This window comes from Mesorhizobium sp. AA23 (assembly GCF_001672435.1).
Classification (GTDB): domain Bacteria; phylum Pseudomonadota; class Alphaproteobacteria; order Rhizobiales; family Rhizobiaceae; genus Mesorhizobium.
Genome location: NZ_LYTP01000028.1, coordinates 64,079 through 75,702, shown reverse-complemented (window position 1 = coordinate 75,702; position 11,624 = coordinate 64,079). Strand labels below are relative to the sequence as shown.

Sequence of the window (11,624 nt, the reverse complement as noted above, 5' to 3'; positions counted from 1 at the left end):
TCACCTCCCGGGATGAGCCAGCCTATCAGCCTGCCGGGACGGTGGAAACCCGCCGAAGGTATGGGTTAAGCGACCAGCGTAGCCATCTTCGTGGCGATGCCACGCAACTGTGCCTCATCGGCCGCGTCGCGGACCTTCCTGGAAGCAACGAGACAGGCTTGCGACTTCAGGATTATTCCATCGCCCAGCACCTTGAGATGGTTGGCGCGCAGCGTCGAGCCGGTGGTGGTGATGTCGACGATGACGTCGGCAAGGCCGGCCGCCGGTGCGCCTTCGGTGGCGCCGAGGCTCTCGACGATGCGGTAGACCTGGATGCCGTGCTTCAGCGAAAAGAACTGCTGCGTCAGCCGCCAGTATTTGGTAGCGATCCTGAGCCGCCGGCCATGACGCTGGCGGAAATCGGCGGCGACATCGTCGAGATCGGCCATGGTATCGACGTCGAGCCAGATATCCGGCACCGCCACGACGACATCGGCATGACCGAAGCCGAGACGGGCGACGATCTCGGCGCGCGCTTCCCAGCCCGCGAGGTTTTCGCGCAGCAGATCCTCGCCGGTGATGCCGAGATCGACCGCGCCCTGGCCGATCTCGCCGGCGATCTCGGACGCCGAGAGGAAGGCCACCTCGACATTGTCGAGGCCGTCGATACGGGCGCGGTATTTGCGGTCGTCCTCGGGCAGAGTGACCGCCAGTCCGGCCTTGGCCAGGACTTCAAGCGACTGCTCCTTGAGACGGCCCTTGGATGGGATCGCCAGCGTGATCATCGCGTGGGCTCCCGTAATGCTTCGATGCGGTCGAGCCACACCGAGAAGCCGACGCCGGGGATAGGCTTCTTCGCGCCGAGCAGCGTCAGCAGCCGATCGTAACGACCGCCGCCCACCAGCGGACGGTCGCCACCCTGGGCAGCAATCTCGAAGACGAGACCGGTATAGTAATCGAGCGGACGGCCGAAGGCGGCGTCATAGCGGATCTTTTCGACCGGCAGGCCATGCGCCGCGATCGCCTCGGCGCGGGCGGCGAAATTTTCGAGCGCCGCGCCAAGGGACAGGCCGGCAGCGGCGGCGAATTTTTCCAGCGCCTCAGTTGCTCCGCCCAGCGCGACGTCGATCTCGAGAAATCCTTTCAACGCCGAGAACGCCTCGTCGGACAGCCGCACGCTGCGCAGTTGCGCCTTCTCGATCAGCCGCCGCGCGATGTCGGCCGGGGCGCGGCCCGAGGAGGCCGACAGCCCGGCCTCTTCCATGCCGGCGGCGATATAAGCGGCGAGGCCGTCGGTATCGCTGTCGAGCACCAGCAAGGCCACCGGACCCGACAGCTGGCTGTTGCGCGGCGGATTGGCGAGGTCGGCAAGGGCCGCTTCCAGCATCGACGCCGAGCCGAAGGCGCGGGCGAGGCGCATGCGCCAGCCACGCGGCAGGCCGAGCGCGGCCAGCACCGCCTCGAACAAGGTCTGGTCGCCGAGCGTGATGGCGAGCGGCACGCTGGGCAGCACCAGCGAGAGCAGCGCGTGCGCGTCGGCCAGCGAGCGCGCGTCAGCGGCGGCGGTATCACGATCGCCGAGATCCTCGATGCCGGCCTGGAAGAACTCGTTGCCGCCCTCGCGGCGCTGTCGGAACACCTCGCCGAGATAGGAATAGCGCCGCGGCGTGCCGACCTGGCTGGCGATGTGGTCGAGGCAGACCGGAATGGTGAATTCGGGCCTGAGGCAGAGCGTCTTGCCGGTCTCGCTCTCGGTCAGGAAGATGCGGCGGCGCAGGTCTTCGCCCGCCATGTCGAGGAACGGATCGGCCGGCTGCAGCACGGCCACCTCGACCGCGTGGGTGTCCCGGGCAGCGAAGAGTTTTGCGACGTCGGCGGCGATGGCGGGATAGCGGGAAGTCATAAAGCACCACCTCCCCTTCTCCCCTTGTGGGAGAAGGTGGATTGGCACGCAGCGCCAAGACGGATGAGGGGTGCTGGAAGGAATGAGACGCCGGCGCTCCCTGGAACACCCCTCATCCGACCGAGCTTCGCTCGGCCACCTTCTCCCACAAAGGGAGAAGGAGAGGTTGGCGCCCTACTTGCCACGTGCCCGCTCCTCGGCCTGCGCTGCCAGGATCTTCTTCACCTCGGAGAGCAGCTCGCTCTCCGCTACCGTCACCTGCGCCGGGCGCGAGGCGCGCCATTCCGCGTTATCGGTGATCTCGGCCGACAGGCGCGCGCCTTCGATCAGGTCCTTGATCTGCACCTCGCCCTTGACGCGCTCGTCGCCGCCCTGGATGACGGCGATCGGGCTGCCGCGACGGTCGGCATATTTCAGCTGCGCCTTCATACCGGCGCCGCCGAGATACATTTCCGAGCGAATGCCGGCGGCGCGCAGATCGGCGACCATCTTCTGGTAGCGGCCGAGGCTTTCCGTATCCTTATCCATGACCAGAACGACGACCGGAGCAATGACGTCGGAAGTGTCGAGCTTGCCGAGGTTCTTCAGCGCCGTCATTAGCCGCGAGACGCCGATCGAGAAGCCCGTCGCCGGTACCGGCTCGCCGCGGAAACGCGAGACCAGCCCGTCATAGCGGCCGCCGCCGCCGACCGAGCCGAAGCGCACGATCTGACCTTCGTCGTTGGGGATCTCGGCCAGCAGCTCGGCCTCGAAGACCGGGCCGGTGTAATATTCGAGGCCGCGCACGACGGAGCGGTCCATCGCAACGCGGTCCTCGCCATATCCTGCAGCCCTGACCAGAGCTTCAATCGTTGCAAGTTCGCCGACGCCTTCCTGATACACAGCGTTGGCACCGACGCTGGAATCCTGGCCAGCCTGTCCGTTCCTTGCCGTTGCGAGAAGAACCGCTTCGGCCTGCGCGTCATTCAGCCCCGCGCCCTTTGCGAAATCGCCTTCGCCTTCCTTGCCGCCATCCCATCGGCCCGGGCCAAGCAGCAGCCTCACGCCTTCCGGGCCGAGCTTGTCCAGCTTGTCGATGGCGCGCAGCACCGTCAGCCTGCGCCCAGCATTCTCCTCACCGCCAAGCCCAATCGCCTCCAGCACACCGTCCAGCACCTTGCGGTTGTTGATGCGGATGACGTAGTCGCCGCGCTTGATGCCAAGCGCCTCCATCACGTCGGCCATCATCATCGCCATCTCGGCGTCGGCGGCGACGCCCGGCGTGCCGATCGTATCGGCGTCGAACTGCATGAACTGGCGGAAGCGGCCGGGGCCCGGCTTCTCGTTGCGGAACACCCAGCCGGACCGGTAGCTGCGATAGGGTTTCGGCAGGCGGTCGTAATTCTCGGCGACGAAACGCGCCGTCGGCGCCGTCAGGTCGTAGCGCAGCGACAGCCACTGGTCGTCATCGTCCTGGAACGAGAAGACGCCTTCGTTCGGGCGGTCCTGGTCGGGCAGGAATTTGCCCAAAGCATCGGTATATTCGATCATCGGCTGGTCGACCGGCTCGAAACCGTAAAGCTCATAGACCGACCGTATGGTCGCCATCATCTTCTCGACGGCGCGAATGTCTTCTGCGCTGCGGTCGGCAAAACCGCGCGGCAGGCGCGCTTTCGTCTTTTCCGATTTGTCGGCCATGGATGGGTCTTTTCGCTGTCTGAACGCTGACTTGTTTCGAGCGGGCGTGTCCTAGACGATACCGCCTTGGGCGGCAAGGGTTGGCGCCTTTCCCTTCTCCTTGTGCCGACAAGGAAAGGCCGCGCCTTCGAAACAAAACGGCGCCAAGAACGAAACAATCGCGTCACCGGCGCGGCATGCTGCCGACACAATCGAGGATCATAAAGCGCGCCGAAATAAGGGTTCGGGCCATGACGACCACGGAAGACATCATCGAGAGCAAGCCTGTTGCCAAGCTCCGGCCGGCCGGCAGCGCCATCCCCAACCCGGCGCAGCAGCCTGCAGGGCCGTTCGAGGTCGTGGCGGAAGCCCACAAGCCGACGGTGCGCGACGCGCTGGTGACCGGACTGCTGGTGATCTACCCGGCCTTTGCTGCCGTGGCGGCCATCATCGCCGGGCTGTTTCTGACAAGCGCCGGTAGCCTCTGATCTTCCGCACCCTCCAATGTGAGGACGCGTAGCGTCGGAGGCGATGAGCTCGGTTTTGCGACCCGACCCGCGCCTTCGGCGCGATCCCCGCAAAAGGGGGCCCAAGGGGCAGGTAGAGGTGACGCTATTTCGGCCTCTTGAACCTCTGCCGTTCGGCCTCCACCTCTGCCCGGCAGACACAGCCTTCGAGATGGTCGTTGACCAAGCCCATCGCCTGCATGAAGGCATAGACGGTGGTCGGGCCGACGAAGCTCCAGCCGCGCTTCTTCAGTTCCTTCGAGATCCGGACCGAGACCGCCGTCGTCGGATTGGCGCGCAGTTGGGCGAGGTCGACGACCCTCGGCCGCTCGTCAGGCCCCGGCTCGAACTTCCAGAACCAGGCGGCCAGCGAGCCGAATTCATCGGCCATTTCACGGGCACGCCCGGCGTTGTTGATGGTCGAGACGATCTTGCCGCGATGGCGGATGATGCCGACATTGCCGAGCAGACGCTCGACATCCTTGTCGGTGAACGCCGCCACCTTGTCGAAGTCGAAATTGGCGAAAGCCACGCGGAAATTCTCGCGCTTGCGCAGGATGGTCAGCCAGGAGAGACCGGACTGGAAACCTTCGAGGCAGATCTTTTCGAATAGCCGGCGATCGTCCGCTACCGGCCGGCCCCATTCATGGTCGTGATAGTCCAGATAGTCCGGCAGATTGCCGTGCCAGAAGCAGCGCGCGATACCGTCGGGGCCATCGAGCAGGCCGGCATTTTCTTGTTCCATTGTTAGAAATCCGTCCGTTAATGCGCGCAAGCGTCGGTTTTACCGTGGCTTTACCAGATTCCTGAACCGGCCGGTAACCACACCACAAAGTTTACTGACAAGTCGGCATTTTACGCATTTCGATTCATGTTTTGCTTGCCGCTCAGCGCCAAGGATCGCCACGCCGAGGCCTTTTCCCCCTGCCTTCGGACGAGTTCGACGATCAAGGTGCGTTCCGATGAAGACAGCGTTCACTTTCGTGCTCGGCGCAGCCGCGGTGCTTGCCGCCGGCGCGACGACCTCTTTCGCCAATGACCGTTATGCCGACAGGCCGCCCGTGATGGTGAGCCCCGACCTTTCAGCGCCTTGGGTGCTGCAGCTCGGCCATGCGCCAGGGATCGTGCGCCCGAGCCGCCAGGCGACCCAGCAGCCGCTGCGGCGGCTTTTCCAGGCGCAGCCCGACCAGCAGCGCACCGCAGCCGTGCGGCAGCCTGCCAAGCGCATGGTGATGCGGCCACAGATCAACCCGATCTACCTGCCTCAGGAAGTCGCCTATGACGGGCCGCAGAGGCCGGGCACGATCGTCATCGATACCCACCAGAACTTCCTTTATCTTGTCGAGAAGGACGGCAAGGCGCGCCGTTACGGTGTCGGCACCGGCAAGCCCGGTTTCGAATGGTCGGGCACGCACAAGATCACCGACAAGAAAGTGTGGCCGGACTGGCGCCCGCCGGCGGCAATGATCGCCCGCGAGGCGGCCAAGGGCCGCTACCTGCCGACCTATCTGGCCGGCGGCATCGAGAACCCGCTCGGCGCGCGCGCACTCTATCTCGGCACCACGGAATACCGCATCCACGGCACCAACCAGCCCTGGACGATCGGGGGCGCGGTGTCCTCCGGCTGCATCCGCATGCGCAACGAGGATGTGGTCGACCTTTACGAGCGCGTCAATGTCGGAACAACCGTCGAGGTGATATAGTAACTGCGAATCAGCCGGTTAGGCGGCGCTGAGCAGTTTTGGCGCTTGCTGTTGCCCCCAAGCCATAGCGCGGTTTGGCGAGACATGCTTAGACTGGCATCGAGCTAACGGGGGACGGGCCGTGTGGGGATACGGTCAGTCACGAAGGGCAGCACGGGAGACCGCGCTGCCCTTTTCGTTTCAAGCCCGTCAACGGGTCGCCCCGGAAGCAGCATGTTCCGCATTCGGGGCTGATTTCCCAGCGCACCTCTGCTATTGCAGCGCACAATCTTGGTTTTACGCAATTCCGCACGGAAAACCGCCCTTCTGGAGTTGCTCCAGAAGGCAGAGGTTCCACCTATGACCCGGTCCGACGACAGCCGCTATCTCAGGGGCGGTCCGGTCGCCCAGCGCATCATCGCTTCGGTACGCGAGGAAGCGGCCATCGCCACAGCGGAAGGCTTCCCGCCGAAGCTGGTCTCGATCACCGTCGGCGACACCGACGCGGTCGACGTCTATGTGCGCAACCAGCGCGCCAAGGCCAGGCTTGCCGGCATCGGCTTCGAGGAACGGCGCTTTGCCGCCGACATCACGGCGGGCGAGCTGGAAGCCGCCATTCACGGCCTCAACGCCGATCCGCGCGTCACCGGTATCATCATCCAGCGGCCGGTGCCGGCGCATATCCCGATCAAGACGCTGCAGGCGGCGGTGCACCCGCTGAAGGACGTCGAGGGCATGCATCCGGCCTCGATCGGCAACATCGTCTACAACCAGCTCGATCTCGCGCCCTGCACGGCGGCCGCATCGGTCGAGCTTCTCAAGGAGACCCGCCTGGACCTTAAGGGGCTCGAGGTGGTGGTGGTTGGCCATTCCGAGATCGTCGGCAAGCCGATCGCCTTCCTGCTGATGAGCGAGGGCGCGACGGTGACGGTGTGCCATCACATGCCGCGCTCGGTGGCCGCGCATGCGCGGCGCGCGGACGCGCTGTTCGTCGCCGTCGGCAGGCCGCGACTGATCAAGGCCGAGATGGTGAAGCCCGGCGCCTGCGTCATCGACATCGGCATCAATTCCGAGATCGGCCCGGACGGCGAGAGCCGCATCGTCGGCGATGTCGACACCGAGAGCGTCAAGGAGGTCGCCTCCTGGATCACGCCGGTGCCGGGCGGCGTCGGCCCGCTGACGGTGGCGATCCTGCTGCGCAACACCATGGTGGCGCTCAACCGTCAGCGCGCGCTCTACCGCGCGACCTACGGTGTGGCGGACCAGCTGGGGCTGAGTAGCTATTCCGCGCCACCCAGGCTGTTCTCGGAAACGCCATCGGGCTTCGGGCCGCCATAGGCCCAGTCGAGCAATTTTATCGTGTGCACCACCGGCAGCTTCGCCGCGGACGCGATCTGTGTGATGCAGCCGATATTGCTGGTGGCCACCAACGAGGCCCCGGTCGCCTCGATATTTGTCACCTTGCGGTCGCGCAGCTTGGCCGAAATGTCGGGCTGCAGGATGTTGTAGGTGCCGGCCGAGCCGCAGCAGAGATGCCCCTCGCGCGGCTCGCGCACGACGAAGCCCGCCTTGGCCAAAAGCTCCTTCGGCTGACGGGTGATCTTCTGGCCGTGCTGCATCGAGCAGGCGGAATGATAGGCGACGATCGTGCCCGGCTTGCGCACCGGCTCGGGCAGGTCGAGGGCAGCGAGATATTCGGTGATGTCCTTAGCCAGCGCCGAGACACGAGCCGCCTTTTCCGCATAGGCCGGATCGAGACGCAGCATGAAGCCGTAATCCTTGATGGTGGTGCCGCAGCCGGACGCGGTGATGATGATGGCGTCGAGCCCGCCCTGGTCGATTGCGCGCATCCAGGCGTCGACATTTTGCCTGGCCGAAGCCAATGCCTGATCCTCGCGGCCCATGTGATGCACCAGCGCGCCGCAGCAGCCCTCGCCTTCCGGCACCACGACATCGACGCCGAGCCGCGTCAGCAAAGAGACGGCCGCCTCGTTGATGGCGGGATCGAGCACCGACTGGGCGCAACCGGTGAGGATGGCGACACGGCCGCGTTTCGTGCCCTGCCCGCCATGCACGGCGGGCGTAGCCATCCGTGATGCCGGCGGGATCGACGACGGCGCAACCTCTAGCATGGCGGCGACCGGCTTCAGGGTCGGCAGCTTTTCCAACAGGCCGATCAATGGCCGGCCGAGCCGGGCGAGCTTCAGCGCGGCGCGGAAGCGGCCTGGATAGGGCAGCACGAAAGCCAGCATGGCGCGGATCAGCCGGTCGAGCAGCGGCCGTCTGTAGGTCTGCTCGATGTGAGCGCGGGCATGATCGACCAGATGCATGTAATTCACGCCTGACGGACATGTCGTCATGCAGGCAAGGCAGGAGAGGCAGCGGTCGATATGGGTGACGATCTCCTTATCCGCCGGCCGGCCGTTCTCCAGCATATCCTTGATCAGATAGATGCGGCCGCGCGGCGAATCCAACTCGTTGCCGAGCGTTACATAGGTCGGGCAAGTCGCGGTGCAGAAGCCGCAATGCACGCATTTGCGCAGGATCTTCTCCGATTCCGCGACATGCGGGTCAGCGAGCTGCGCGGCTGAAAAATTGGTCTGCACGAAAAATGTCCTTATCGTCTAAGCATGATCTTTTCCGCAAACCGGTTTTCACTTTGCTGGATCATGCTCTCATTGACCGAGAAGCCAGCTTTGCGGGTCCCTGATCGGCTCGCCACGCTGCAGCGCCTGCAGGCCGAGAATGCAGCGGACGATGAACCAGACGGCAACCGCAAACATCAGCAGGAAGCCGATCGCGAGCATCATCAGGACCACCGAGATCAGCGCGTAGAGAAGGCCGATCCAGAACGTCCTGATCAAGAATGTGTAGTGGCTTTCGACATAGCCGCCCGCCTTGCCGCGATTGATGTAGGCGAGCACGATTCCGATAATGCCGGTGACGCCGACGACAAGGCTGGCGAGATAGAGAATGTAGATGACCAGCGCGTTGGTCTGACCCGGCTCAAGCCAGCGATCGGTCTGGCGCGAGCCGCTGCCCGGGCCTGGATTGGCATTGCTCATGGTGCTGCTCCCTCCGTTGACAGAGAAAGAGTAGCAGAGCTGGAAGTAGGCGCCATGCGGCCGGGGTTGAGAATGTGCTTCGGGTCAAACTCGGCCTTCACCCGCGCGGAAAGCGCCGCCAGATGCGGCGGTTGCGGTTCGAAAACGGGGAGCGCCGCGCGATGCGAGGCAGATGCGCGCGCCAGCGTCGCGTGGCCGCCGCCATATTTGCGAATAAGACCGCGCAGCAGTTCCGCCTCCGGGTCGTGCTCGCGCATCGAGAGCCACGCGAGACCGCCCTGCCAGTCATAAAAGGCGTCAACCGCCGCCTGCATGCGCAGCGCCATCACCATATGATGCGCCTCAGACGGCGGCATCGAGACGCGCCAGACCGGCCCTGCGCCGCCATCGGCAAAAGGCACACAGTCGCGGATGTCGCGCCAGATCGCCTTCGACGCTTCGCCGGCAATTTCCTGCAGCGGGCCGGCCTTGCTGAGCAGGTTCCGCAATGCCTCGGTACGGTAGACGACCGAGGGGCCAAAGCCTTCGACGCGCAGCAGCGTCGCGGCATCGCTGCCGAGATGGCCGGCGGCGACGCGCGCGGCGATCCGCTCGGGCAGGTGCGCGGCGCTCGAGACCTCGGCGCTGGAGCCCAGCGCCAGCGCCATAGCCGCAACGGCAGCATCGTCGAGCAGGCCTCGAATGGCCAAAGTCACCTCGGTTTCCGCCGCCGGCAGCACCTTGAAGGTGACGTCGGTCAGCACGGCAAGCGTGCCCCAGCTCCCCGCCATCAGCTTGGAAAGGTCGTAGCCGGTGACGTTCTTGACGACGCGGCCACCCGACTTGAAGGCTTCGCCGCGGCCGGAAACCGCCGATATGCCGAGAATGTGGTCGCGTGCCGCACCCGCCTTGAGCCGGCGCGGACCGGATAGGTTCGAAGCCAGCACGCCGCCCAGCGTTCCCTTACCCGGCTCGCCGCCGAGCAGCGGCCCGTAATCCATCGGCTCGAAGGCGAATTGCTGGCCGTTCTCGGCAAGCAGTTTTTCGACTTCGGCGAGTGGCGTGCCGGCGCGTGCCGAAAGCACCAGCTCGGCCGGCTCGTAGAGCGTGACGCCGGTGAGCGTCGACAGGTCGAGCGTATGCTCGGTCTGCAGCGGCCGGCCAATGCCGCGCTTGGAGCCATGGCCGAGGATTTCGAGCGGGCTTTCCTCCGCGGCGGCCCATTGGATGGTGGAGAGGACTTCGGCGGGGCTGGATGGGGTGAAGGTGGTCATTGTAATCTCCGGTTCCTCCCCCCCGCGAAGCGGGGGCGAGGAACCCAAGTTCTGGGACGTTCCCATCAAAACCTCGGAATGTCCGGAAACGCCACCTGGCCCCGGTGCACGTGCATGCGGCCGAGTTCGGCGCAGCGGCGGAGCTGCGGGAAGACCTTGCCGGGGTTGAGCAGATGGCTGGGGTCGAAGGCGCATTTGACGCGCATTTGCTGCTCGAGATCGACCTGGTTGAACATTTCAGGCATCAGATCGCGCTTCTCGACCCCCACGCCATGCTCGCCGGTGAGCACGCCGCCGACCTCGACACACAGCCGCAATATGTCGGCGCCGAAACTCTCGGCCTTGTCGAGCTCGCCCGGCACGTTGGCGTCGTAGAGGATCAGCGGGTGCAAATTGCCGTCGCCGGCGTGGAAGACATTGGCGACGCCCAACCCGTATTTTTCGGAGAGATCGCGCATGCCGGCGAGCACCCTCGGCAGCTCCTTGCGCGGGATGGTGCCGTCCATGCAGTAATAGTCGGGCGAGATGCGGCCGACGGCCGGAAAGGCCGCCTTGCGTCCGGCCCAGAAGCTCAGCCGCTCCTGCTCCGACTGCGAGATGCGGCAGGTGGTCGAGCCGTTGCGGTATGCGATCGCCTCGACGAGACCGATCAGATGATCGACCTCGACGCTCGGCCCGTCGAGCTCGACGATCAGCAGCGCCTCGACATCGAGCGGATAGCCGGCATGGACGAAATCCTCGGCCGCGTGGATCGCCGGGCGATCCATCATCTCCATGCCGCCCGGGATGATGCCGGCGCCGATGATGTCGGCGACGCATTGGCCGCCCTGCTCGCTGGTCGGAAAGCCGATCAACAGCGCGCGTGCCGTCTCCGGCTTCTTCAGGATGCGCACCGTCACCTCGGTGACGACGCCGAGCAGGCCTTCCGAACCGGTCATGACGCCGAGCAGGTCATAGCCTTCCTGATCGAGATGGCTGCCGCCGAGCCGCACCACCTCGCCATTCATCAGCACCATCTGGATGCCCAGCACATTGTTGGCGGTAAGCCCGTATTTCAGGCAATGCACGCCGCCGGAATTTTCCGCGACATTGCCGCCGATCGAGCAGGCGATCTGGGAGGATGGATCGGGGGCGTAGTAAAAGCCCTCCTGCTCGACGGCGGTGGTGATGCCGAGATTGGTGACGCCCGGCTGGGCGACGACGACACGGTTCGGATAGTCGATCGCGAGGATGCGGTTGAAGCGGCTCATCACCAGAAGCACGGCATCTTCGAGCGGCAGCGCGCCGCCCGACAGCGACGTGCCGGAACCGCGCGGCACGACGCGGATGTTGCGCTCGTTGCAATATTTCAGCACGCGGGAGACCTGCGCCACCGTCTCGGGCAGCACGACGACGAGCGGCAGTTGGCGGTAGGCGGTCAGGCCGTCGCTCTCGAAGGCGCGCATCTCGGTGGCCGTGTCGACAACGCCCTCGCCCGGCACGATGATGCGCATGTCGGCGACGATCTCGGCGCGCTTGCGCAGCGTCCCGGCATCTGGCTTGGGCATGGCAAGGCCGGACATCGAAGCCTCCTCCACTCG

The 11,624-nt window shown here is 65.2% G+C and carries 11 protein-coding genes; 3 read left to right on the top strand and 8 right to left on the bottom strand.

Annotated elements, in window-relative coordinates:
* Window positions 1-65: 65 nt before the first annotated feature.
* The 3 genes from hisG to hisS form a co-directional block, all read right to left on the bottom strand.
* Entirely contained in the window at window positions 66-764 is a 699-nt protein-coding gene (gene hisG / locus A9K66_RS20250; protein ID WP_067327378.1) for an ATP phosphoribosyltransferase, read from the bottom strand.
* The gene (locus A9K66_RS20245; RefSeq protein ID WP_067327376.1) at window positions 761-1,882 is read right to left on the bottom strand and encodes an ATP phosphoribosyltransferase regulatory subunit; all 1,122 of its coding nucleotides are present in this window, start codon (window positions 1,880-1,882) and stop codon (window positions 761-763) included. Before A9K66_RS20245 ends, hisG begins: the two co-directional genes overlap by 4 nt.
* Before the next feature lie 174 nt (window positions 1,883-2,056).
* Entirely contained in the window at window positions 2,057-3,559 is a 1,503-nt protein-coding gene (gene hisS / locus A9K66_RS20240; protein WP_067327374.1) for a histidine--tRNA ligase, read from the bottom strand.
* A 230-nt stretch (window positions 3,560-3,789) separates the two neighbouring features.
* Between hisS and A9K66_RS20235 the strand changes: the two genes are divergently transcribed.
* Window positions 3,790-4,026, top strand: coding sequence for a hypothetical protein (locus A9K66_RS20235; protein ID WP_067327371.1), 237 nt, complete (start codon window positions 3,790-3,792; stop codon window positions 4,024-4,026).
* A gap of 124 nt (window positions 4,027-4,150) precedes the next feature.
* Here A9K66_RS20235 and A9K66_RS20230 read toward each other — a convergent pair whose 3' ends face one another.
* A complete protein-coding gene (locus tag A9K66_RS20230; protein WP_067327368.1) occupies window positions 4,151-4,789 on the bottom strand; it encodes a DNA-3-methyladenine glycosylase I in 639 nt (212 codons plus the stop codon).
* Window positions 4,790-5,006: 217 nt separating this feature from the next.
* Between A9K66_RS20230 and A9K66_RS20225 the strand changes: the two genes are divergently transcribed.
* A complete protein-coding gene (locus A9K66_RS20225) occupies window positions 5,007-5,747 on the top strand; it encodes a L,D-transpeptidase (protein WP_067327366.1) in 741 nt (246 codons plus the stop codon).
* 339 nt (window positions 5,748-6,086) lie between these two features.
* Window positions 6,087-7,064: a bifunctional 5,10-methylenetetrahydrofolate dehydrogenase/5,10-methenyltetrahydrofolate cyclohydrolase gene (locus A9K66_RS20220; RefSeq protein ID WP_067327363.1), complete on the top strand. Its 978-nt coding sequence runs from the start codon at window positions 6,087-6,089 to the stop codon at window positions 7,062-7,064.
* Here the strand turns inward: A9K66_RS20220 and glcF are convergent.
* The 4 genes from glcF to A9K66_RS20200 all read right to left on the bottom strand — a co-directional run bounded on the left by glcF (window position 7,007) and on the right by A9K66_RS20200 (window position 11,606).
* Window positions 7,007-8,332 (bottom strand): glycolate oxidase subunit GlcF, encoded by a 1,326-nt coding sequence (gene glcF, locus A9K66_RS20215; RefSeq protein ID WP_067327360.1) that lies wholly within the window; start codon window positions 8,330-8,332, stop codon window positions 7,007-7,009. The genes A9K66_RS20220 and glcF overlap by 58 nt on opposite strands.
* 69 nt (window positions 8,333-8,401) lie before the next feature.
* Window positions 8,402-8,791: a DUF4870 domain-containing protein gene (locus A9K66_RS20210; RefSeq protein WP_067327357.1), complete on the bottom strand. Its 390-nt coding sequence runs from the start codon at window positions 8,789-8,791 to the stop codon at window positions 8,402-8,404.
* Complete coding sequence (gene glcE / locus A9K66_RS20205) at window positions 8,788-10,044, bottom strand: glycolate oxidase subunit GlcE (RefSeq protein WP_067327354.1); 1,257 nt, start codon at window positions 10,042-10,044, stop codon at window positions 8,788-8,790. Before glcE ends, A9K66_RS20210 begins: the two co-directional genes overlap by 4 nt.
* Before the next feature lie 65 nt (window positions 10,045-10,109).
* Complete coding sequence (locus A9K66_RS20200) at window positions 10,110-11,606, bottom strand: FAD-linked oxidase C-terminal domain-containing protein (RefSeq protein WP_067327351.1); 1,497 nt, start codon at window positions 11,604-11,606, stop codon at window positions 10,110-10,112.
* Window positions 11,607-11,624: the final 18 nt, after the last annotated feature.

Coding starts and splice junctions, on each gene's coding strand:
- glcE (WP_067327354.1), bottom strand. CDS start 10,044: ATGACCACCTTCACCCCATCCAGCCCCGCCGAAGTCCTCTCCACCATC.
- A9K66_RS20235 (WP_067327371.1), top strand. CDS start 3,790: ATGACGACCACGGAAGACATCATCGAGAGCAAGCCTGTTGCCAAGCTC.
- A9K66_RS20225 (WP_067327366.1), top strand. CDS start 5,007: ATGAAGACAGCGTTCACTTTCGTGCTCGGCGCAGCCGCGGTGCTTGCC.
- A9K66_RS20210 (WP_067327357.1), bottom strand. CDS start 8,791: ATGAGCAATGCCAATCCAGGCCCGGGCAGCGGCTCGCGCCAGACCGAT.
- hisS (WP_067327374.1), bottom strand. CDS start 3,559: ATGGCCGACAAATCGGAAAAGACGAAAGCGCGCCTGCCGCGCGGTTTT.
- A9K66_RS20230 (WP_067327368.1), bottom strand. CDS start 4,789: ATGGAACAAGAAAATGCCGGCCTGCTCGATGGCCCCGACGGTATCGCG.
- A9K66_RS20200 (WP_067327351.1), bottom strand. CDS start 11,606: ATGTCCGGCCTTGCCATGCCCAAGCCAGATGCCGGGACGCTGCGCAAG.
- A9K66_RS20245 (WP_067327376.1), bottom strand. CDS start 1,882: ATGACTTCCCGCTATCCCGCCATCGCCGCCGACGTCGCAAAACTCTTC.
- A9K66_RS20220 (WP_067327363.1), top strand. CDS start 6,087: ATGACCCGGTCCGACGACAGCCGCTATCTCAGGGGCGGTCCGGTCGCC.
- hisG (WP_067327378.1), bottom strand. CDS start 764: ATGATCACGCTGGCGATCCCATCCAAGGGCCGTCTCAAGGAGCAGTCG.